19 protein-coding genes are annotated in these 22,703 nt (G+C 32.0%); 13 read left to right on the top strand and 6 right to left on the bottom strand.

Translation table 11 applies throughout. The features are described 5' to 3' along the window. Window positions 1–95 precede the first annotated feature (95 nt). Window positions 96–743 (top strand): pyrophosphatase PpaX, encoded by a 648-nt coding sequence (gene ppaX, locus JK636_RS20330; RefSeq protein WP_202750812.1) that lies wholly within the window; start codon window positions 96–98, stop codon window positions 741–743. Window positions 744–905: 162 nt separating this feature from the next. Then, window positions 906–1,151 carry a hypothetical protein gene (locus JK636_RS20325; RefSeq protein ID WP_202750811.1) on the top strand — a complete coding sequence of 82 codons (246 nt, stop codon included), beginning with the start codon at window positions 906–908 and terminating at the stop codon, window positions 1,149–1,151. A 53-nt stretch (window positions 1,152–1,204) separates the two neighbouring features. Here JK636_RS20325 and JK636_RS20320 read toward each other — a convergent pair whose 3' ends face one another. Together JK636_RS20320 and JK636_RS20315 are read right to left on the bottom strand one after the other, a co-directional pair. Continuing rightward, window positions 1,205–1,990, bottom strand: coding sequence for a TSUP family transporter (locus tag JK636_RS20320; protein ID WP_243428279.1), 786 nt, complete (start codon window positions 1,988–1,990; stop codon window positions 1,205–1,207). Between the two features lie 134 nt (window positions 1,991–2,124). Next, window positions 2,125–3,987, bottom strand: coding sequence for an LTA synthase family protein (locus tag JK636_RS20315; protein ID WP_202750810.1), 1,863 nt, complete (start codon window positions 3,985–3,987; stop codon window positions 2,125–2,127). A gap of 290 nt (window positions 3,988–4,277) precedes the next feature. Between JK636_RS20315 and rlmD (JK636_RS20310) the strand changes: the two genes are divergently transcribed. Next, window positions 4,278–5,636, top strand: coding sequence for a 23S rRNA (uracil(1939)-C(5))-methyltransferase RlmD (gene rlmD, locus JK636_RS20310; RefSeq protein WP_202750809.1), 1,359 nt, complete (start codon window positions 4,278–4,280; stop codon window positions 5,634–5,636). Between the two features lie 38 nt (window positions 5,637–5,674). On the opposite strand, the gene JK636_RS20305 is transcribed toward rlmD (JK636_RS20310), so the two are convergent. Further along, the gene (locus JK636_RS20305) at window positions 5,675–6,010 is read right to left on the bottom strand and encodes a single-stranded DNA-binding protein (RefSeq protein ID WP_202750808.1); all 336 of its coding nucleotides are present in this window, start codon (window positions 6,008–6,010) and stop codon (window positions 5,675–5,677) included. 388 nt (window positions 6,011–6,398) lie between these two features. Between JK636_RS20305 and rlmD (JK636_RS20300) the strand changes: the two genes are divergently transcribed. From rlmD (JK636_RS20300) to JK636_RS20285, 4 genes are all read left to right on the top strand, one after another. Next, entirely contained in the window at window positions 6,399–7,727 is a 1,329-nt protein-coding gene (rlmD, locus tag JK636_RS20300) for a 23S rRNA (uracil(1939)-C(5))-methyltransferase RlmD (RefSeq protein ID WP_243428278.1), read from the top strand. A 667-nt stretch (window positions 7,728–8,394) separates the two neighbouring features. Then, on the top strand, window positions 8,395–8,586 hold the full coding sequence (locus JK636_RS20295; RefSeq protein ID WP_202750807.1) for a hypothetical protein: 192 nt from the start codon (window positions 8,395–8,397) through the stop codon (window positions 8,584–8,586). A 639-nt stretch (window positions 8,587–9,225) separates the two neighbouring features. Further along, window positions 9,226–9,780, top strand: coding sequence for a TetR/AcrR family transcriptional regulator (locus tag JK636_RS20290; protein ID WP_202750806.1), 555 nt, complete (start codon window positions 9,226–9,228; stop codon window positions 9,778–9,780). A gap of 135 nt (window positions 9,781–9,915) precedes the next feature. After that, window positions 9,916–11,715 (top strand): oleate hydratase, encoded by a 1,800-nt coding sequence (locus tag JK636_RS20285; protein ID WP_202750805.1) that lies wholly within the window; start codon window positions 9,916–9,918, stop codon window positions 11,713–11,715. A gap of 713 nt (window positions 11,716–12,428) precedes the next feature. Here JK636_RS20285 and JK636_RS20280 read toward each other — a convergent pair. Next, entirely contained in the window at window positions 12,429–12,785 is a 357-nt protein-coding gene (locus tag JK636_RS20280; protein ID WP_243428277.1) for a hypothetical protein, read from the bottom strand. Next, the gene (locus tag JK636_RS20275; RefSeq protein WP_202750804.1) at window positions 12,775–13,002 is read right to left on the bottom strand and encodes a helix-turn-helix transcriptional regulator; all 228 of its coding nucleotides are present in this window, start codon (window positions 13,000–13,002) and stop codon (window positions 12,775–12,777) included. The genes JK636_RS20280 and JK636_RS20275 overlap by 11 nt, the downstream gene beginning before the upstream one ends. A gap of 705 nt (window positions 13,003–13,707) precedes the next feature. On the opposite strand from JK636_RS20275, the gene JK636_RS20270 reads away from it, so the two are divergent. Together JK636_RS20270 and JK636_RS20265 are read left to right on the top strand one after the other, a co-directional pair. Beyond that, on the top strand, window positions 13,708–14,994 hold the full coding sequence (locus JK636_RS20270) for a sensor histidine kinase (protein WP_202750803.1): 1,287 nt from the start codon (window positions 13,708–13,710) through the stop codon (window positions 14,992–14,994). A gap of 59 nt (window positions 14,995–15,053) precedes the next feature. Further along, on the top strand, window positions 15,054–15,791 hold the full coding sequence (locus tag JK636_RS20265) for a LytR/AlgR family response regulator transcription factor (protein ID WP_202750802.1): 738 nt from the start codon (window positions 15,054–15,056) through the stop codon (window positions 15,789–15,791). 82 nt (window positions 15,792–15,873) lie between these two features. Here JK636_RS20265 and JK636_RS20260 read toward each other — a convergent pair whose 3' ends face one another. Then, window positions 15,874–17,259: a sodium-dependent transporter gene (locus JK636_RS20260; RefSeq protein WP_202750801.1), complete on the bottom strand. Its 1,386-nt coding sequence runs from the start codon at window positions 17,257–17,259 to the stop codon at window positions 15,874–15,876. A gap of 387 nt (window positions 17,260–17,646) precedes the next feature. On the opposite strand from JK636_RS20260, the gene JK636_RS20255 reads away from it, so the two are divergent. The 4 genes from JK636_RS20255 to JK636_RS20240 all read left to right on the top strand — a co-directional run bounded on the left by JK636_RS20255 (window position 17,647) and on the right by JK636_RS20240 (window position 22,702). Further along, window positions 17,647–17,961 (top strand): thioredoxin family protein, encoded by a 315-nt coding sequence (locus tag JK636_RS20255; protein ID WP_202750800.1) that lies wholly within the window; start codon window positions 17,647–17,649, stop codon window positions 17,959–17,961. A gap of 164 nt (window positions 17,962–18,125) precedes the next feature. Further along, window positions 18,126–19,889, top strand: coding sequence for an ABC transporter ATP-binding protein (locus JK636_RS20250; protein WP_202750799.1), 1,764 nt, complete (start codon window positions 18,126–18,128; stop codon window positions 19,887–19,889). After that, window positions 19,886–21,634: an ABC transporter ATP-binding protein gene (locus JK636_RS20245; RefSeq protein ID WP_202750798.1), complete on the top strand. Its 1,749-nt coding sequence runs from the start codon at window positions 19,886–19,888 to the stop codon at window positions 21,632–21,634. Before JK636_RS20250 ends, JK636_RS20245 begins: the two co-directional genes overlap by 4 nt. A 120-nt stretch (window positions 21,635–21,754) precedes the next feature. After that, window positions 21,755–22,702 (top strand): trigger factor, encoded by a 948-nt coding sequence (locus tag JK636_RS20240; RefSeq protein ID WP_202750797.1) that lies wholly within the window; start codon window positions 21,755–21,757, stop codon window positions 22,700–22,702. Window position 22,703: the final 1 nt, after the last annotated feature.

The raw sequence follows: 22,703 nt of genomic DNA, 5'->3' as shown, positions 1-22,703 counted from the left end.
GGTACAGATTATTCTGTACCTTCTTTATTTGCACAAATAATATTTTAATTATATAATAGATACTAATAAAATTAATTGCATAAGGAGAACGTAATTTGATAAAAGCAGTTTTATTTGATTTAGACGGTACATTAATTGATACAAACAATCTCATTATACAATCTTTTAAGCATACATTTAAAAAGCATCTTAATAAAGAGGTTTCGGAAAGTGAAATAGTTTTATATTTTGGGGAACCACTTATAGATACTCTAGCAAGATATGATAAGGAAAATGCACATATTCTAATTCAAACCTATAGGGCACATAATGAGGCAATACATGATGAATTAACAAAAGAAATTGTTGGAGCTAAAGAGACAATAGAGGAGCTTAAAGCTTTAGGTATAAAGGTTGGTATAGTAACATCGAAGAGAAGAGGTATAGCTGAAAGAGGGCTAAAGCTTTTTAATATGCTAGACATTATGGATGTTGTTATTACTCCTGAGGATACAGTAAAACATAAGCCAGAAGCGGAGCCTATTGAAAAGGCCTGCAGTATATTAGGTGTTAAGCCATATGAATCTCTAATGGTTGGAGACAGCCATTTTGATATACTTTGTGGAAAGAATGCAGGAGCGAAATCTTGTGTAGTAAAATATACGGTGCTTCCTTTAGATAAGATTATGGCTTATTCACCAGATTATTCTATAGACAATATAAAAGATATTCTTAATATAGTTAGTGAAGAAAACTTCAGGTAAATTTAAACCTGAAGTTTTCTTTTTTAATTAAATATTATCAAAAATTTCTAAAATATGGAAGGAAATATTTAGAAAATATAGAATATAATTATAGAGTTAAGAAGTTTAGAATTTATGAGAGGTTTTAAACTTAACAACTAATTTTTAGGAGGATGGGAACACATGGATAAGCTTTACTATTGTAACGAATGTAAAAGGGTAATAAGTAATGGAGAAAGCTGCAGTTACTGCAGCAGCAGCTATATTGATGAGCTGGCAGTAGGAGCTCCCGTTAATGTTATAGGTACAAAATTAAAGGGTAAAGTATTAAAAATAAAAGATAATACAGCAAGACTTTTGATAAGGGATGAGAGTAACAGTAAATTTATTAGAGAATATAATGGGGAAAAGTTGAGAAAGATATTATAATAAAAGCCTAGGTTTAAAAAAATTAATTAAACCTAGGCTTTTAAATTTGCTTTTTAGAAAATCATTTGATATAACATTTTTACAGCGACACCTAAAGACATAGTAATAAAAATTGGTTTTATAAGCTTTGAACCTTTATTAATTGCCATTACGGTACCTAAGCGAGCTCCAAATATCATAAATATAGCTACAGGTATTCCAAGAATATAGTTTATTTGTCCATGTGCAGCAAAAAGTAATAAAGAAGTTATATTGCTGATAAAGTTCAAAAACTTTGCATTTCCACTTGCCTTAACAAAGTCAAAACCATAAATACTTATGAGCCCAAAGATTAAAAAGGAGCCTGTACCAGGTCCGAAAAATCCATCGTAAAAACCTAAGGCAAGCGCAAGTATCATTCCAAGTAAAATTGTTTTTCTTGAAGTGCCTTTAAACTTATCCTCCATGCCTATAGATTTTGAAAAAAAGCTATAAACTCCAACGCAAAGAATTAATATAAGTACTAAACTATATAAAAAGCTTTGATCAACTTTTAGTACAGAAGTTACACCTAGGACTGCACCTACAAGGGTGAGTGGTGCTAAATATTTCATAATATTGAAGTTAATTTTGCCTGACCGAGCAAACTTAAGAGAACTTGTAAAAGAAGCAGCAGTTGAGGAAAATTTATTTGTTCCTAAGGTAACATGAGGTGGGATGCCAGCTAATAGATAGGCAGGTACGCTTATGAGCCCGCCTCCTCCAGCTATAGAATCAACTAATGCAGCTAAAAAACCTGCCGGGCAAAGTATAAGAAGCTTCATTAAAAAATCATGACTTAAATTTGAATTGAGAGGCATATTAACACCGTCCTAAGCTTATTAAATATTATCAAACAATATAAAGTTTATCATAAATCTGTATAACAAGTCCAATAAAAATAGTATGAGGATAATATAAAGGTGACAGCATATAGTTCTGACACCTTTATAAATTAATTAGAGTCATCTATATATTTCTTTAAAAGATTATGCTTTAAAATATCATCTGAATACTCAAGCTGAGTTAAAGTATCTTCCTTTTTGCTTTTTAAGCTTTCGTCTTCAGCAAGTTTTTCTCCACTGGCGATGTTATAATAAGTATTGCTTGGGGCGTGGTAATATATATTGCCGTCAGTAAAAGATCCATTTCTAAACAATACATTTCCTTTTGTGGCATTAAATAAATCCTTACCAAGCATATTTTTAGATTCTATAGAAAAGATATTAGCCAGAGTGGGATAAATGTCCATCTCTCCTCCAAAGGTATCATATATACCGCTGTGCTTGTCATCTGGAAAATGGATAAACATAGGAACTTTTTGAAGCATTGCCCACTGCAAATCATTAATAGATGACACTCCCTCAAATTTTGCTAAAACCTCTTTTTTATCATCTGGTATAGCGTTGTGGTCACCGTATAAAACTACAATCGAGTCTTTTAAGATACCTTCTTTATCAAGATTATCTAAAAAGCTTCCTAAAGCTTCGTCAGTATAATGTATAGCATTAATATAATCTCCAACTAATGTTCCGCTTAATTCACCATTATAAAAGTTTCCATAGCCCTTTTGATCATCGTAAGGAAAATGGCTGCTTAAGGTGATAAGGAAAGAGTAATATGGCTTTTGCATAGTTTTTATTTTTTCAAGTGATTGATCCAAAAAGGATTTATCACTAAGCCCCAAACCAACCTGTGAATCAATATTAAAATCTCTTTCGTTGTAAAAATTATCAATTCCCTCATTTTTATACATAACATCTCTATTCCAAAATGTGCTTTTATAACCATGAAAAGCAGCGGTATTATAGCCTTCTTTCTTAAGTGCAGTTCCTAGAGAATTATATTCATTGTCAGAATATAAATAATAGGCAGCACCAGAAGGGGCAGGGTATATAGAGTTGTTAGTCATAAATTCAGCATCTGAGGTGCCCCCTCCTGATACTTGATAAAAAAAGTTATTAAAATAAGCACTCTTTTTTATCCATCTATTCAAATTAGGAGTAATCTCCTGACCGTTAACTGTTTTATTTATTGCAAACTGCTGAAGAGCTTCTACTTGTATCATTATGAGGTTTTTTCCTTTTCCTTCTCCTTTAAGCTCTGTACTTTCTTGTTCTGTGTTTGTTTCTAAGAAGGTTTTTATATCAGCTTCTTTTTCTTTTGAAAGTAGGGTATGCTTTGAAATATCATTTTTTATTTCATTATAGATATCAACACCATGAGCATTTACGATACCAAGCTCGTTTGCAATATATACTCTATTAAACATTGTGCTTAAGAGTCTTGGCTGTTCAATAGAAAGTTTATTTATATAGTAGCCATTTAGTACACATCCTAAAGATAGTACCAAGGCAAATGATGCAAATTTCATGCTTAGAAATTGATTTTTAGAAGATATGTGATTATAAAATTCTTTAATTATAAAAAATATGGCTAAGTCTGCTAAAAACAGTAAATCACTAAACTTAAACAGGCTGCCAACACTGGACTTAACATCACCAAGCAATAGCCCGTTTCGAACAACGGAAATTGAAGGAATATCTTTAAAATACCTATAATAATTTATATCACAGATAATTATAAAGCTTAAAAATAAATCTAAGAACATTATAAATCTTATTCTTTTTCTTTTGTTAATTAAAAATAAAAAACTGCATAAAATCAAAGTTGAAGCAATTATAGGACTTAATATAGATTTATAAGAAAAATAATTGGATTGTATTTGTCTGCTGAATATAAGTATTTTTATAACTAATGAAATAAAGAATAAATATATGTCAACATTATGTAATATAAAAGAATTAAATTTTTTCATTTTTATAAAAACCCCCAGGAAAAATTTCAATTACTCAAGTATAAGCTTGTTTTATGTCTAAACATCAACAGAATAATGAATAAATTGTAACGAATTTATTAAAAAGTATTAAGTCATTTTTGGAAATTTTTATATTTATCTAAATATAGAATGTGCATTTTATTTTTAAATTACACAATTCATTCATTAATATATATTTACATAATATAAATGCTATAGCATAATAGATTATGTTGCGCAAATGTAGGTAAATTAAATAAAGGATTATGCCGCACAACAGGAGGAAATATATGAGAAAAGGAAAAGAATATGAAATTCTAATAGAAAAAACTGAGTTTCCAGGCTTTGGGGTTGGAAATGTTGAAGATAAGAAGGTATATGTAAAGAATGCTCTTCCAGGACAAAAGATTTTAGGAAGAATATCAAAGAAAAAAGATAGCTATGCTGAGGCTAAGACTCTTGAAGTATTGGAAGATGTAAACTATAAGATTGAAAACAAATGTCCTCATTTTAATGAATGTGGAGGCTGTACTCACCAATTTATATCTTATGAAAAACAGCTTGAATTTAAAAAGCAGCAAGTGCTTGAGTTATTAGAACAAGGAGATATAAAAGGTTTTGAATTTCTAGGTATTGAAAAAAGCCCTGAAGAGTTTGAATATAGAAATAAAATGGAGTTTACCTTTGGTGATTATGAAAAAGGCGGAGAATTGTCACTTGGTATGCACATAAAAGGAAAGAGTTTTGGAATTGTTACAGTTGATAGCTGTCAAATTATTGATGAGGACTATAGAAAGATATTATCTTCTGTATTAAAGTACTTTAGAGAAAAAAATCTGCCTCAGTATAAAGTTATGAAACATGAAGGATTTTTAAGAAATTTAGTTATTAGAAAAGCTAAAAATACAGGCGAAATATTAATAAATATAGTTACAACCTCGCAAATAGATTTTGATTTTAGCGAAATAACAGAAATTTTAAGAAGTATGCCTTATGAAGGGCTGCTTACAGGAATAATCCATTCAGTAAATGATTCATTATCTGATGTAGTTGCTGCAGACAAAGTAAATATACTTTTCGGCAGAGACTATATTATTGAGAAGCTTTTAGGTTTGAAGTTTATAATAACTCCATTTTCCTTCTTTCAGACAAATTCAAAGGGAGCAGAAAAGCTTTATAGTTTAGTAAGAGACTTTATGGAGGACTCCGATTCAAAAGTGGTTTTCGACTTATACTGCGGTACAGGAACAATAGGCCAGATTGTTGCCCCTAATGCAAAAAAGGTTATTGGGATTGAACTTATTGAGGAAGCAGTTGAAGCAGCAAATGAAAATGCAAAATTGAATGGACTTAACAACTGCACCTTTATTGCAGGTGATGTAGCTAAGGTAATTACACAGGTTAAAGATAAGCCGGATATTATAATTCTTGATCCTCCAAGACCAGGAGTTCATCCGACCGCATTAAAGTATGTAATAGATTTTAATGCTAAGGATATAATTTATGTATCCTGCAACCCAAAGAGTTTGGTTAATGATTTAACTACTTTAACTTCTGAAGGATATGTAGTTGAAAAAGTAGTTTTAATGGATTTATTTCCTCATACCCCTCACATCGAAACTGTAGTTAAATTAAGTAAAAAATTATAAAGTTAGAAATTTAAGCAGAGGCATAAACCTCTGCTTTTCTATTGTGCTTTTGTCTTATTACTGCCTAGAAAATCAATATTATTTGCTACTACATTTGTAAAATATCTTTTTGTACCATCAGTTCCTACAGCTGATCTAATGCTTAGTTTTCCCGAAACAGATATAGTTCTACCTTTAGTTAAATAGGTAATGAGTTTTTCAGAATAATTTGTAAAGTAAATCACAGGAATAAAATCTACATCTTTTGAACCATCAGAATTTTTACGATTTTTGCTTACTGCTAAGATAAATTTTATTGCTTTTCTTTTGCTATCATTAAATTCCAATAGCTCAGCATCTTTTGTTAAATTACCGGTTAATAATACATTATTCATTATATTCATCTCCTTTTTCTTAAAGTATTTCCAAATTTTCGAATTGCAAACATATGTTCTGAAATTTTTTTATATATACAATGCAAAAGTTCTAACACATTAATGATGTCCCAAAAATCCTTGAAGATTGGATATTTTGTGACATCATTAATGTAAGAACTTTATTGCATTATATTTAGCTAATGATAACTTGAGAAAGCATACACAATTATATATAATTGATACATAATTAAGTAATGTACAGATGATATTATAGATAAACAGCATCAAATATAAGCTTATAAACAGTGAAGAAGACAATTACTTTAACTATTTTTACTGTAGTAAGTTAAATTTCAGCGCGCATTATCTATAAAGAGCAAATAATTACGAAAAGGTGAAAAATAGTATGGAACAAATAAAAGTAAAATGTATTGGAATGGATGAAGAAGGAAAAGGAATTGTAAAGATAAAAAACAAAATTGTTCATGTGCCTAACTTGCTTGAGGGTGAAACAGCTATAGTGGAGATAATACAAAAAAAAGATTTTGTAAAGGCAAAAGTTATTAAAATTGATGAGAAAGCAAAGAGCAGGATAACACCAAAGTGTCCTTATTTTAATAATTGCGGTGGCTGTCAGCTTCAGCACATGTCTTATGAAAGTCAAGCTGAATTCAAGCAGCAAAAAATAGAAAAGCTTATGAAGCCTTTTGGCAAGATAAATAAGATTTTAACTATGGCAGAGCCTTTTTATTATAGAAATAAGATTCATTCCACTCTTTCACAAGATCAAAAGGGGAAAATAGTATCTGGAATTTATGAAGAAAACACCCATCGTGTTATTCCTATTGAAAAGTGTATGATTCAAGATAAAAGAGCCGATATGATAATAGCAAGTGTAAAGGAACTAATGAAATCTTTCAAACTGAGGGCCTATGATGAAGATAGGGGGCAGGGATTTCTTCGCCACGTTTTAGTTAAAACCGGCTTTGTAAGCAACGAGGTTATGGTGGTGCTTATAACAGCTTCACAAGTATTTCCCGGCAAAAATGATTTTATAAAAGCTTTACTTAAAAAACATCCTGAAATAACTACTATTATTATGAATATAAATAATCGTAAAACTAGCTTAGTTTTGGGAGAGACAGAAAAAGTACTTTATGGAAAAGGCTATATTGAGGATATTTTATGTGGCTGTATATTTCAAATTTCTCCTAAGTCTTTTTATCAAATAAATCCTATTCAAACAGAAATTTTATATGGTAAAGCTATAGACATGGCAAAATTAACAGGCAAGGAGACGGTGCTTGATGCTTATTGTGGAATAGGTACCATTGCACTTATTGCCAGCAGGAAAGCTAAAGAGGTTATAGGAGTAGAGTTAAATAAGGACGCAGTGAGTGATGCTATAAAAAATAGTAAGAGAAACAAGATAAGTAATGCTAAGTTTTATAATGCCGATGCCGGAGACTTTATGGTTGAGCTTTCTAAGGAAAAACAGACTATAGATACTGTATTTATGGATCCACCTCGCAGTGGAAGTGATGAAAAATTTTTATCTTCACTTGTAAAGCTAAAGACTAAACAAGTTATATATATATCCTGCAATCCAACAACTCAAGAAAGGGATTTGCAGTATTTGGTGAAAAATGGTTATAAGGTAGAAGAAATACAGCCGGTGGATATGTTCCCTCATACCTACCATGTGGAGGTAATAACCTTGTTGCAGAAAGTCTGAGACGGGAAGATTAGGCAAGGGATGTTGAAGCGGCATATAAAAGCAGATAAGTAAACAAAAAATAAAAATATAAAAGAAAATATAAGGGACATTAGCGTGATTTATACCATAAGGTAAAGATGCGTTAATGTCTTTTATATTTTTATATAAAGACGATTTGTTACAGATAACATTCAAGTTATTAAACTTGTGCTGATTCTGATAATGAATTTGATACAATTTGTTTCGAAAGGAGAAGCAGAGAACCTGTGTTAATCAAATGTGCTTAGATATAGGAAACTTGGTAAATACATAACTATATTTTATATATTTACTGAAGAAGAAGTGAGGTAGCCTGAATTTAGGATGTTACAAATGGGATAATTACCAAATATTTATCGGATCTTATTGTGAAAAACTTCTCATAGAGGTACAATTGATATACAATATTCGACAACGTAATGCTTGTTGAAAATAAGAGTTTAAAGACATTTCTGATTACTCCGCATTTGGAAAAAAATGAAGAGCACCGAATAATTTACGTTGGTATGAGTAGAGCAAAAGAAAGTTATCCATGTAAATAGGTGAACTTAGTGCGGAGGTAGAAAAATAAATACTGGCAAAATATAGTTATTAGAAGACAGATCAAATTTGAATTATATTTATGTTTTGAAGGAGTAATTTCAAGTTGGATAATAAGACTTTAATTCATATTGATACCTATGATTTCATGCAAAATGATTATAGACTTGATCCAAGAAAATTAATAGAGAGTGTTATAAGTTATGATGGATTATTTTTACAAATTGGTAATCCTAAAATAACCGTAAGTAAAATGGCAAATCTATTATCTATAGATATTCTTGAAGAATATTTTTAATAACAAAATTATTACGTTTTGTAAAACGAATATTGAATATACCCTCAGTACTGGTGGACTTGGAAATTTTATAGTACCAAATCCATTTACCTATAAAACTGAAGATCCAAAGAAAACATTAAGTAGTGAAGAACCCAGATTGGAAGAATATATATGGGATGCAATTAATGGTATTAATATTAGCCAAAATAGAAAAAAGAATTTAAATAAAGTGGTACTAGATAATCTGTTCATAATACCACCTGAAAAAAACCTTCCACTAAGGAAACAGTGAGTCTTCACTACATCATTTTTGTCTATTCAAGGTATACAGAGACCTGTGTGAAGATTGAGAAGCTGAAATAAAGTTGATTATCGGCTCCCTATTCCTCCTCCAACCGCCCTAGCAGAGATTTTCCCACTCGCAGTAATTACATTTCGGGTGGACATCGGGAGATTGCCGGATGAATCCTGTACTTTCTGCAAGATTAATAGAGCTCTTTTCGATTTCATCCAATTTTTTTGAATAAATCTTCGCAAAACAAAGGCAGGTTTCTTATTTATTTAATACTCTAAGGTTAATTTTATAGAACTGTAAACTGTATATCGGCTAATGGTATAATAACTTATATAGATTGACATTTAAGGGAGGTTTTTTCTTTGCATAATGAGACAAAAGAAGTACTTGCGAATGCTTTAATAGATATACTACAAAAAAGACCCATTGATAAAATAACCGTTAAGGATATTGTCGAGGAATGTGGACTGACACGACAGACTTTCTATAATTATTTTTATGATATATATGAACTTGTTGAATGGATTTATTTACAGGCTACTGAAAAATCACTTGCAGAAAATAAGGATTATGATACTTGGCAGCAGGGCTTTTACCAGCTGTTGATTTCCATTAGCAACAGTAAAGTCCTGGTTCAAAATACCTATCGGTCTACCAACCGGGATTCCTTAGAAAGATATATGTATACGGTAATCTATGATCAGGTTCTTGCAGTAGTGGAACGGCAAGCCATTGAAATGTCTGTTGACCAGAAACACAAAAATTTTATTGCACATTTTTACAGTCTAGCTTTCATAGCACTCATTTGTGAGTGGATAAAGAATGGGATGAAAGAAAAACCAGAAGATATAGTAGAGCAAACTGCTGTATTAATAAAAGGTGATTTTGAAAAAGCACTGAAAAAATACGCAAACTAATCATAATTTACAGATAAGGGGAAATGTAAATACTTTTTACACTTCAATTTGATTGTAAATTGTTTTGGCTATCCTAATGATTTATATTATATGCAAGACAATGTCTTACAAACAAATCAGAAAGGATAGATTATTATGAATATTTACAAAACCATGTACCATCCTCACAAACCAGCAGGAATTGACGGACGAAAAGCCTATATTGTCGGGGGAGGAATTGCCGGACTTGCCACAGCAGTGTTTTTGATTGACGACGCTAAGATGCCAGGACAGAACATCACTATTTATGAAAAGAAACAGGTCATGGGTGGTTCCATGGATGGAATCAAAAACGAATCCGGCTATCTTTGCCGTGGTGAGCGCGAACTCGAGCCATACATGGAATGCCTCTGGTATCTGTGCAGCAAAATACCTTCTCTTGAAAATGAAGGACGTACCGTGCTTGATGATGTCGTAGACTTCAACAGGGATGAACCAATCCATTCCGAGGCACGTTTGTGGGTAAATCAAGGCGAGATATACAGCCACGTACATGATTATAAGCTTGATCCCAAGGATTTTGCAGCTATGAACAAGATTTTGGCTTCAACGGAAGAAGAACTCGCTGATCTTGCGATCGAGGATTTCTTTGGCGAATCTTTCTTTGAATCCAGTTTCTGGACTTGCTTCCACAGCCAACTGGCTTTTAAGCACTATCACAGTGCTATTGAGTGCAGACGCTATTGGCAGAGGTTTACATTCGCTAACCGCCATGAATATCTGGATGGCTTTGTCCATACGAAATACAATGAGTATGATGCTATAATCCTCCCGATTGAAAGATGGCTTATTGATAAAGGTGTAAACTTTGTTTTTGACAGCTCAGTATATGATTTAGAGATGGATGACCATTACAATACAGTTCATGGTATCCATATGTACCAGAATGGCGAAGACAAGACCGTTCGTGTCGGCAACGGAGATTTAGTGTTTGTAACGAACGGTTCAATAAGCGAAAACAGCTGCTTTGGTGATAATAAGACGGTTGCTCACACAAATCGCGACACAAAAGATATGGGCACATTTACCATATGGCAGAATCTCGCTAAAAAGGATGAAAAATTCGGTCATCCGGAAAAATTCCTCAGTGACATTGATAAGACAAAATGGATTTCTTTTTTCCCGACCGTCAAGGGATTTCCTGAGTTTTTTGAAAGAATAGAAAAGATGACTGGAAGCAAAGCGGGCACCGGCGGCATGATGACATTCAAAGATTCCAATTGGGATATATCCTTTGAGTTACATCACAAGCCTTTCTTCCCGTTGCAGGCTGACGACGAAGAGGTTGGCTGGGGTTATGGCCTGTATGGCGAGAACGTCGGCAATTATATTAAAAAGCCTATGTGGGATTGCACCGGTGACGAGATACTGACCGAGCTTCTCTATCATCTGGGAATGCTTGATATTAAGGACGAAGTATTGGCTCATACTTATATGTCTACCGCTATGATGCCTTACTGCACAAGCCAGTTTATGCCACGTAAAGTGGAAGACCGTCCGAAAAACGTTCCGGATGGATGTACCAATTTAGCTTTTCTGGGCCAGTTTGTCGAGGTTGATGATGATGTTGTATTCACAGTTGAGACCTCCGTCCGTACCGGACTCGAAGGAGTTTATAAACTTCTTGGTTTGGAGAAGGATATCATTGAAGTTAATCCTTCCCGTTTCGATGCCCGTTACATGATTGAGCGTATGAAGAAGTTTAGTGGAATAAAGGGCCCTGTTAAGGAAGAAGACCTGCCAAATATCGATTTAGCGATGATGGCACAATTCAAGAAAAAAATTGTGAACAAGATCAATGGCATTCCGCCGTATTATCAGATGTACCTTGGACATGACAGAACTGTGCCTTTGAAAGATTCTGTTCTTCACCCTGATGCACCGCAGAGTAAATAAGGGTAAGTCAGATGTATAATGCAATTTAATTTATCGAAAGCTTTTTTGAAGAGATGGTTCTGTTGTTTTAATTATCATCCCGAATAAAGCGACTTTATAATGTAAAAACCAATTAAAGGGCTTTCTTTTAGAAAAGAATGAAAAATTCAATCTGAAAGGAAGTCTTTTTATACAGATGAAGAAGACTTATTTCAATATTCTCGTCGAGAAAGTTGATATTGTGTTTATAATTTTAACTATAAATTCTGCCGCCAAGGCCCTACCAGGTTCAAGTGGCATCTTTTTTGACTGTACAAGGCATGTGGAGACAATTGTTAGGATAGCGAGGAAATAGGCTGATATCAAAGGGTTAGAGAAATCTAGCCTTTTTTTAATGTATGTTTTATGTTTCCATGTACTAAGAGTTATATGTCTTTACGGCCCAGGGGTACATAAATACACATAAATAGCGACTGTTAGGTAGGCGGACTAGACCTTTTGTGCAAAAGCTAGATGCCAATAACCATGATACAGTAGAGGATTTCAACAGATTGACATTGTGCTGAAGCACTTTAACGGTAGTGGTATAACTATTATTGTCTATACGCAGACAGAAAGATGCTGTTTGGAAATTGAGCTAGCCGATATCTACTGTAATTTGGAAGTTAAAGGATGAGAGGAGCTTACAGGGAAAAAGGCTGTGAAGCTTTAGTAAACAACACAGCTGTTCCTATCTACTGTCTTGAGAAAAGATAAGCAAGAATAAACGCAGCTAGTGCACTGAAGCCCATAAGTAAAATGACAAAATAGAAACTTTTTGAAAGTGGACGATTAAAAATAACTTTATTTTTTATCTGATATGCTGTAGAAATAAAGCCTCCGATTATAACAATCAACATTAAGTCCCAATTTGAATCTATAAAGGAAATATTGAATTTAAATCCACGAAGGACAACATCAATAAGAACTGCGAACAGCATAAATCGTCCAGTATAGGCATCTCCTTGATAAACAACAGCTTTAGTTCGTTCATCGACAATACCATAGATGGAAACCTCTTCGTTTTTAGAATTTGCTTTTTTAAACATCATTATCTTCCTCCTCAAGATAAAATAATTCTTCACAAGTTTTGTGTAGACACTTTGAAAGTATTAAAGCTAACTTGGCAGTGGGACAATATTGACCTGTTTCAATTGAACCTATTGTTTGACGAGAAACGCCTGCTAAATTAGCAAGTTGCTCTTGAGAAATATTTAATTCAGCTCTAGCAACCTTTAAGCGATTTTTTAGCCTAATTTTATCATCCAAAGTAACACCTCCCTTTAGTAAATTATACCAATGATCTAAAATTATGTCAAGTATGCTTGTCATTATGATAAGTGTGCTTTGCGTGGTTATGAAGTGTGGGAACACAAGAGAAGAGATTTAGAAAAAAGATATTGCGAAAAATATCATAAAAAATCACTTGCTATTTTATGAACTTTACTAGGTTTAATAAGTCTTTTATTTAAGTCTTTGTTAAAGAAACCTGTTGATGTTCTTCAAAGTTTTATTAATATCAGCGCTAATGTTTTCTAAAATGCAAAAAATATGTTTGTATCATACCTCTACTTGAACAGATCTTTATTAAAACAAAGTAATGATCTTCCCATTATTCACATATTTAAATATAAACCTATAAAAATATTTAAGTATATAAATATATAAATATATAAATATATAAATATATAAATATTTACTGTAATTATGCTAGTTTGCAGTAAATTTGCCTTCACGAATTCTTACTATTTTATTCTAACATGACACTTTTCTGGATTATTAAAAGTATATATTTTTTGTATAAGTTATCATAGGAAATTTGTAAAAAGATAGGAAAGGGAAAAAACGATTGTTTGAAGTTTTCTTGTAAGCAATATTCATAAATAGTATAATAATTACAAAGATTTATTAATAGATTTGAATTATAAATATTAATAACAGAAAATCAACTCTTTAACTTGAAGGTGGATGAATATGGAGTACCTTTATTTTGAGGCTTTTAATTCTATAAAATTAGGATTTTCAATAGGTACAATGCTTTTATTAGGTTTTTCATTAGTAGGTGAAAACTCTCATAAAATTATTAAAAAATTAAGCTATATTGCATTGTTTATGGGCATTATTTTTTATGCCTTCCATAGTTTTACTGTTAATGCTATATTTGATTGTTTGCTTTTCGTAATATTAATTCCAATATTAAAGTTAGTTTTAAAGCTAACATATCAATCTATTAGTGTAGCTGTTTTAATGTCCTTAAATTTTGAACTCATTATACAACTTATGCTAAGAAAGGCTGTATCAAGTTTTAATAATATATACATAAGCTTAATAGAAATTTTAGTATATGTCATACTTGGACTTGTAATATATTATAAAGGCATAAATATATTTCCAAAAGACTGGGGAAAATATTGCATTGTAGATGAAAATCAAAGAAAAAAGTTCAATTACTATTTAATACTGATGCTTTTTGTACTAGTATTAATGTCCTTTTGGAGCGCTTATATTACAAATAGTATAAATTTATACTCAAGTGGACAGCAATATTTTATTATCTCATTTACTATAGCATTTTTAATTTTATTTATTTATTTTATAAAAATACTTATATCTTATGCAATAGAAAGAATAGAGGTAATTATTGATAAGCAATATCAGAAAGAGCTGGTTAATTTTATGGAAATAATTAGAGCTCAGCGACATGATTTTAACTTTCATCTTCAGGCTATTTCTGGAATGATAGATAATGAGAATTATTTGGAATGTAAAAAATATATAACGCAAATGGTAGGGGATACAACCAAAATGAATGAAGTGTTACCATTATACCATCCAGAAGTAAGTGCGTTATTAAATACATTTAGAGAAATAACAGCACGAAAAAAAATTCAATTTCAAGTTATTATATATTATAATATGGAGAAAATCCCATGTACTGTTTATGAGATAAATAAAATTATAGGAAATTTAATTCAAAATGCAATTGATGAAGTGGAACAAAATTTAAATGATTGTTCATGTATACAAGTTACTATATTAAAACGAAGTGGAAATAGTGTTATCAAAGTAAGTAATAGGGTTAATAACAATATTGATAGCTTAAAGAAAGTATTTGTTTCCGGATATTCTACAAAATTTTCTCATGAAGGTATAGGACTTAATACTGTACAAAAAATCGCATCGAAGTATAATGGAATTGTATATCCTGAAATCGAAGGAGATATGATACATTTTATTGCTCAAATACCTAATAGATATTGATTTTGTAAATAATTTGTTGTTAACTATTGAATATAGTTAGGGTGATGGGGGAGATGAATTTGGAAATAAATATTTTACTGGTAGATGATGAATCATCATGCTTAAATTCAACAAAAGCATCTTTGAGCAAGTTTAGCAATGTTAGCATTATAGGAGAGGCTAGTAGTGCTGAAGAGGCAATAAATATTTTGCAGAAACATGAAATAGATCTTGTATTTTTGGATATTGAGATGAATGATATTAACGGGTTTGAATTGGCAAAGCATATTAATTCTATATATCCTAATACGATGATTATATTTTTGACTGGTCATACAAGCTTTGCATTAACAGGCTACGAATATCAGCCAGTAGATTTTTTGATAAAACCTGTGAACATATTAAGACTTGAACAAGCACTAACAAGGGCGAAAAATCTTAAGTATAATATAAAAGAAAAGAAGGAAACCAAAATAGGAATCCATATAGAAGGTGGCTTTGAAATTATTAATGTAAATGATATATGTTATATCGAAAAGAGTGGCAGAAAAGTATATATTGTATGCGAAAATGGAGAAAAATATAATTCTAGAGATTCACTTCAAAAGCTAGAAGATATTTTTGGGAATTATGGCTTTTATCGTTCTCATCAGTCATTTTTGGTTCCCATTGAAAAAATAAAGAGTATACAAGTAGATGAATTTAAAAGGTCTTATACTTTAAAATTAGATAATGTAAAGGAAAAATTACCCTTAAGTAGGGACAAATATAATGAAGTGAAGGAATTGTTGTTGGAAAAAGGAATGAAGTTTTATTAGAATAAATATGAGCAAAAACCACTAGCGCATTATCTAATACTTAGATAAGCTTAGTGGTTTTTTTAATTATTAACTATGAGTTCTAAAGTTTTATAATACCCAGTCCACTTAGAAATACAATTATAAGAAGAATAGGTGAGATATATCTCATAATAAAATAAAACAAATCAAATTTAACTGTATTGCTTAAAGTACCATTGTTCATAAGTTCATTTTTCAAATCATCTTTTCTTATAAAGTATCCTATAAATATAGCAGTTAAAAGTCCTCCAATTGGCATTAAAATGTTAGATGACACTTTATCAAATAAATCAAAGAATCCATATCCAAGTATTTGTATATTTCCAACAAAACTTGATGGATTAACAGAAAGTGTGGCCAAAGTGCCAATTACAAACATAATTATAACTGTAAAAATTACTGCATTCGTTCTTTTCATGCCCTTTTCTTCAGAAAAGTAAGCGACTGGTACTTCAACCAAAGAAATCATTGCAGTGGTAGCCGCAATTGCAGTAAGAATAAAAAAGAAAACAAGAAGTAGATTCCCTAAGGGAAGTTTTGAAAATACTAGAGGTATTGTTGTGAATAAAAGCCCAGGGCCAGAGCTAGGCTCCATCTTGAAAGTGAAGACTACAGGAAAAATTGCCATACCTGCCAAAAGTGAAACTGCAATATCTGATAACGCTACTTTTAGTGGGGTATGAAGAAGATTATTGTCTTCTGTAAAATAACTTCCATAAGTAATCATTGTACCCATTCCTAATGATAATTTAAAAAATGCGAGACCAAGAGCAGCTAATATTACTCCACCATTTACTTTTGTAAAATCAACACTATATAAGAACTTTAAACCATCTCCAGCACCTGAAAGCGTAAATGCACGAATGTTACAAATAATAATAAGAATGAATAAAATTGGAAGTAAAGTTTTTGTAATTCGTTCGATTCCATTTTTAACTCCTGCAATTAAAATAGCAGCAACAACTATAAATACAATACCTTGCCATAAAATAGGAAGTGTAAGTCCTGAGGATGTTTTTTCAAAAACAGCTTTAGCTATATCTGGAGTAACTCCATTTAGTTGACCAGTGATGGACTTGAAAACATAAGAATATACCCAGCCTGAAACATCACTATAAAAAAACATTATAAGAAAAGCTGTTACAACACCCATTCCTCCTATACCTTTCCAGGCTGACCCAGGTTTTAATTTTTTAAATGTGCCTACCGCGTTATTTCTTGTTTTTCTGCCTATATATAATTCGCATACCATTACGGGAATACCTACAAAAATCACGCAGATAAAATAAATAAGAAGAAAGGCCCCCCCGCCATTTGAACCTACAACATATGGGAATTTCCATATATTGCCTAATCCTACTGCTGACCCTAAAGTTGCAAAAAATACTGCGAGACCCGTAGAAAAAATCTCTCTTTTTTTAGTAGGTTTCGTGTTTAATTCTGCCATTTTAATATACTCCTTTCACTCTATCACAATTAGATTAAACAATGCTTAACATTTGTTTTTATGATAGATAATTTCTTTAACGATATTAAATTCTTTTTAAGTTTTCAATATTTTTGTACTATTCAGGCATTTGTGATGTCAATTTGGGCATAATTTGCTATTTAAATAATGATTAAGAAACTATATAAATAAAAATAATCAACTTCCGCTATTGTCTTAGTAGTACTATCTTGAAAATGTACAGAATAGACACAATAACTGCCGGAATAAGCAAAATATATTGTAAAAATTATCACAAAATTATAAATTTATATTAGATAACAGATTAATGTTTGAAAACAAAAATCAACTATGTATTAGTAAATTAATTTTAAAGGAGAAGTAGACATGTCAATAAAAGAAGCTAACGTAGATAATTATGACAATATGGTAAAGGAGGGATTTGTAATTGTAGATTTGTATGGAGAAAACTGCAATCCATGCAAAATGTTTTCTAAAGTAATAGATGAACTAAATTATGAACTTGACTTTGTAAACGTTGTAAAGGTAAATACAACACAAAATCGGGATATTGCAGCAAAAAATAATGTTTCAGCAGTACCAACTATACTGTTTATGAAAGATGGAGAGGTATTGGAAAGACATCTTGGATTTATGAGTTTGGAGCAAGTAAAAGAGAAAATAGGGCAGTATTTTTATTAGGAAATGATACAATTTAAACAATCCAAAGTTATAAATTAGAATATTAATTTAATAATTAGTAAAGTTAGGCGAAAGTTGAACAAGCCATGAAAAAGACAATATTTCATGATTAATGTTAGGGAAATAGCATTTTGGTTTTGATACAAATCAAGGAGGGTGAAAATTTGGAAACTGAAATAGGTATTAATAAAACAACAAAAAAAATTCCTAAAAAAAATGTGAATAGAGGGATCTGGAAAACATTCTTGAATCTTTGCTTAAAAGCAAATCTTCCGGTACTTGGAATTGTTGTATTTTGTACAATCAGTATGGTTTCCTCAAAGATATACTTACTTGTTCCAAGTAAAACAGGAGAGCTTTTTGCAGGTAATGTAAGTGCTCAACTGGTGACTATGATTATTTTGTATAGTATTCTCACCAGTACTCTTGGACAAATAACCGGTTTTGTAGAACAGGTAGTTAATGCCAAAATAGACCGTAATTTTAGAAACGTTTTATGGAAAAAGACATTACAGCTTCCCATGAGTTTTTTTGATAAGATTCCAGCTAACAGTATGATAAGCCGTATAACATCAGATACTGAAAATCTCAGAACCTTTATTATGAAAGTAGTAATATCGGAATTTGTCGGACTGTACACAATGTATATTACCCTTAAGCAGATATCTTTATATAATAAAGCACTTGTATATATTTTGCTTGGACTTATACCAGTGGTGGTTATACTAGCTATAGTTCTTGGGCGTATTACCTTAAAGATACAGATTAGAGTCCGTGATGAAATATCCAATTTAACGCGTTTTTTAAGCGAACTTATTATGTCTGTTCCTGTTATAAAATCATTTAACAAAGAGAACTATGAGAGTCAAAGAGGAAATGATGCTATAGAAGGGCTATACAAGGCAAATAAATTGCAATTATACTTAAACCTTGCTAAAAATCCTATTGGCACTATAGTGGAAATCGGAAAGCAAGTAACTTTAATACTTGTTGGTATACAATTTATTAATAAAGGAATACTTAATGCTGCAACTTGGTATGCTTTTTATCAGTTTGCAACAAGAATTCTTAACGATGTAAACGCAAAGCAGGGAGTATGGGAGCAAATTAAGGCCACTCAAGGGTCTTTATTCAGAGTAGCTAAGGTGCTTGAAGAGCCTGAAGAGGGCTTTCTGCCATATAAGGAAGAGATAGTTGAAACAGGGGATATTGTATTTGAAAATGTGACATTTGCTTATGAAGATAATTCTATATTGGAGAATGTATCCTTTAGAATACCTTATAATAAGACTACGGCAATAGTAGGTCCAAGCGGTGTAGGAAAAACTACTGCACTTAAGCTTATTGAGAGGTTTTATGCACCCTCTAAAGGCAGAATTACAAAAGGTGAAGTTGATATTCAAGAATTTAATTTGAAGAACTGGCGAAGCCAGGTTTCTTATGTTACTCAGGATATCCCTATGATGTCAGGTACTATTAAGGAAAATATACTTTATGGTGTTAAAAGAGAGGTAACAGATGAAGAATTGAAACAAGCTGCAGAGGTTGCCAATGCGCATGAATTTATAATGAAGCAGCCTGAGGGTTATGATACTCAGGTTGGACAGTTTGGTTCAAGACTTTCTGGAGGTCAGAGGCAGAGGATCACCATTGCAAGGGCTTTATTATCAAAGCCATCTATTCTTATACTTGATGAACCTACATCAAACCTTGATGCTGAGGCAACAGCTGAGGTTATGAAAGGCATAAACAATCTTAAAATAAATCGTACAGCCATAGTGGTTGCTCATGATGAGCAGGCTATCCTTGATGCGGATCACATTATAGTATTTAACTTGGATGGAAGTATTTCTTCTGGTACACATATGGAATTGCTTGCAACCAATAGCTTTTATAGGAGCATGATGGGAGGCGAAATATCAGCATGAGAAAAACAGAAAATGCAAATAAGAATACTAAAAGGGCTAAAACTTCATGGAAAGCTTTTTTGAAGTTCTATACAAAAGTAAATATGCCATGGCATCTTTTTATAGCCACAGCGATTATGGGTTTCGGAATAACAAAGGTTAACCTCATGATTGTGCCCTACACAGCTGCTATAAATAAAGGTGCTATAGCAAAGGCAGGTTTCCTTAAGGGCTTCCTATTTTGGACTGTAGCAGCTGCCTTGGTTAGCTTGACGTACAATCTTGTTTGGGGCTTTTGCAGCATGATTACCAATAGAAATATTAGAAAAAAAGTATGGGCAAAACTTTTGAGAATGCCAGTGGCTGAATATGATAAGGAAGATCCACAGAGTTTTGTTTCCCGTATAACCTCTGATGCAGAAAAGGCCGTATCAGCTCCTGCAAGTGTTATATCATTCTTTGCATCATGTTATGGACTCATTATTGCATATACAAAGATGAATGAAATATATTCTGATTTAGCAAAATTGATTTTGTTTGTAGCTCCTGTAGCCTTAATCGTCATTGCTATAATAGGAAAATTCTCCTATAAGATTAATTTAATCGTTCAAAATGCTATATCATTAATAACAAGTTATTTTGGAGAGAGATTATCCAATGTTTACTATATTAAATCAACGAGTATGGAAAATGAAGAGTATGAAACTGGAATTAAGGCTAGTCAGGAAAAATACAAGGCAGATTTAGTAAGTGCTGTGCTTGGTTCACTGCAGGTTCCTATTGGCTATATAGCTCAATATGCCATTATGATAATTGTTTTTGCGGGAGGAGCCCTTTATGTAAGAAGAGGACAGATGGACATAAGTGGCCTAGTAGACTTCTATTCTTACTCAGGAATACTTATGCCTTCCTTTTTTGAAATAGTTACACAGTGGCAAAATATTAAGGGTTCACATGGCGCTACGGCTAAAATAGCTGCTCTTATGGAGATTCAAAATGAAGTTACAGATGGAAAAATCTCTATGAATAGGCCCGATGAGGATATAAATTTTAAAGAAGTTGTATTTTCCTATGATAACGAAAATGCTATTCTTCATGGCATTGATTTTACTATACCAAAGAGTAAGAAGACTGTGGTGTTAGGCTCAAATGGAAGCGGTAAGACTACCATATTCAAGCTTATTGAAAGATTTTATAATCCTCAGCAAGGAGAAGTAAGCTTTGGTAATGATAATATTTTCAACATAAAGCTTGATGAATGGAGAGCTGCTATAGGCTATGTATCACAAAACAGTCATCTTATATCAGGAACTATAAGGGATAATATAGCATATGGGACAAACCATGACTACTCTGAGAAAGAAATAATAAGGGCAGCAAAGCTTGCCAACGCTTATGATTTTATAATGGAGCTTGAGGACGGTTTTGATACCTATGTCAGCCAAGTTAATTGTAAAATGTCAGGGGGAGAGAAGCAAAGAATTGCCATTGCAAGAGTAATAATGAAAGATCCAGATTACTTGTTATTGGATGAAACTACAAGCAGTCTTGACATAATATGCCGCCAAGATGTAATCAAGGCCTTAAGAAACCTTATGGAGGGACGAACTACCATAATGATAAGTCATGATATGGCTTTAGTGAAGGATGCTGATCATATTGTAGTTGTAAAAGATGGATCCGTTGAAGCCGAAGGAAGCTACGAGGAGGCTCTTGCAGTAAGTCCAAGCTTCCAAAAATTTATAGCCCTTCAACAAATAAAATAAATGAAAATCTGTGCAGTTATTTTATATTGAGAAAAATAGCTGCATGGAATTTCAAATTACCATCTTGTTCTTTAGCACATTGTAATAAAGGCAAAAATTAATATATAAGGAGATATTTATATGAAAGACTTAAAGTCAAGACTAATAAAAGAATTTGATTTTAGAGAAGCAGATGTATCAGGAGAGGATTTTACTTACGAAATTGACAAAGAGTTTATTGAAAAGGAAATCCTTCGTATAAGGAAAAAGAACAAAGTGATTCATGAGGTGGAGGAAGTAAAAAAAGGAGATATTGTAGTATGTTCTTTAAAAAGTATAAATCCTAAATTTAACAAGGAAAATGTAAGTATAAGTGCAGGTCTAGGACTTTTTAAAAGGGAAATAGAGATGGCGCTTATAGGAATGAAAAAGGGTGAAAGCAAAACTATTGATACAGATAATGAAAGTGTCAGTATTGATGTAATAAATGCGAAAAGAAGTGTGATGCCTGAGCTTACGGATGAGATGGCTCAGAAAGAGGGAATAGATAATGTAACTAACGTGAAATCTTTAATGGAATATCTTGAACAACGTTATAAAGATGAAAAAAATAAAGCCATTGATGAAAAATCTTATCCTCTAATAGAAAATGTTATAAAACAGGTTGTTGCTAAGAGTAAGTTTGATATTAATGAAGAGGACATACAATATTTAAGTGAACTTGAAATTAATAAGGCAAGAGTGTTTTGTGAGCTTGAAGGCTTGACCCTTGAAAAAATGACAGCTGAGGATTTTAATGGAAAGATACCTGTCAGAAGCTATGATGAGTTCTTAAAGATGGTAAATGGTTTATCAAAAGAACAACTTCCTGTGCTTCTTCTTGGACTTAAAAATGCAGAAAAGGATGGTTATAAAGTATCACAGGAGAAGTATGATAAAGACACAGAGGACTTTAGTAAAATGTATCATTTGAAACTAGAAGATGCTTATAGGGCAATGCCTTTTGAGTATTATGAAACAGGTAATTTTACAGGTCATTACAGAAATATAATAAGAGAATACTATAGGGAAAGATATCAGGAGGTATAAT

The sequence above is a fragment of the Clostridium rhizosphaerae genome, from assembly GCF_016765585.1.
GTDB classification, from domain to species: domain Bacteria; phylum Bacillota; class Clostridia; order Clostridiales; family Clostridiaceae; genus Clostridium_AT; species Clostridium_AT rhizosphaerae.
The sequence above is the reverse complement of the archived record's forward strand: the minus strand, read 5'-3'. Positions and strand labels throughout refer to the sequence as shown.

What these genes read in the sequence shown, in the direction of transcription:
- JK636_RS20325 (WP_202750811.1), top strand. Translation starts at nt 906, where the DNA reads ATGGATAAGCTTTACTATTGTAACGAATGTAAAAGGGTAATAAGTAAT.
- JK636_RS20320 (WP_243428279.1), bottom strand. Translation starts at nt 1,990, where the DNA reads ATGCCTCTCAATTCAAATTTAAGTCATGATTTTTTAATGAAGCTTCTT.
- JK636_RS20315 (WP_202750810.1), bottom strand. Translation starts at nt 3,987, where the DNA reads ATGAAAAAATTTAATTCTTTTATATTACATAATGTTGACATATATTTA.
- rlmD (WP_202750809.1), top strand. Translation starts at nt 4,278, where the DNA reads ATGAGAAAAGGAAAAGAATATGAAATTCTAATAGAAAAAACTGAGTTT.
- JK636_RS20305 (WP_202750808.1), bottom strand. Translation starts at nt 6,010, where the DNA reads ATGAATAATGTATTATTAACCGGTAATTTAACAAAAGATGCTGAGCTA.
- rlmD (WP_243428278.1), top strand. Translation starts at nt 6,399, where the DNA reads ATGGAACAAATAAAAGTAAAATGTATTGGAATGGATGAAGAAGGAAAA.
- JK636_RS20285 (WP_202750805.1), top strand. Translation starts at nt 9,916, where the DNA reads ATGAATATTTACAAAACCATGTACCATCCTCACAAACCAGCAGGAATT.
- JK636_RS20280 (WP_243428277.1), bottom strand. Translation starts at nt 12,785, where the DNA reads ATGATGTTTAAAAAAGCAAATTCTAAAAACGAAGAGGTTTCCATCTAT.
- JK636_RS20270 (WP_202750803.1), top strand. Translation starts at nt 13,708, where the DNA reads ATGGAGTACCTTTATTTTGAGGCTTTTAATTCTATAAAATTAGGATTT.
- JK636_RS20260 (WP_202750801.1), bottom strand. Translation starts at nt 17,259, where the DNA reads ATGGCAGAATTAAACACGAAACCTACTAAAAAAAGAGAGATTTTTTCT.
- JK636_RS20255 (WP_202750800.1), top strand. Translation starts at nt 17,647, where the DNA reads ATGTCAATAAAAGAAGCTAACGTAGATAATTATGACAATATGGTAAAG.
- JK636_RS20245 (WP_202750798.1), top strand. Translation starts at nt 19,886, where the DNA reads ATGAGAAAAACAGAAAATGCAAATAAGAATACTAAAAGGGCTAAAACT.
- JK636_RS20240 (WP_202750797.1), top strand. Translation starts at nt 21,755, where the DNA reads ATGAAAGACTTAAAGTCAAGACTAATAAAAGAATTTGATTTTAGAGAA.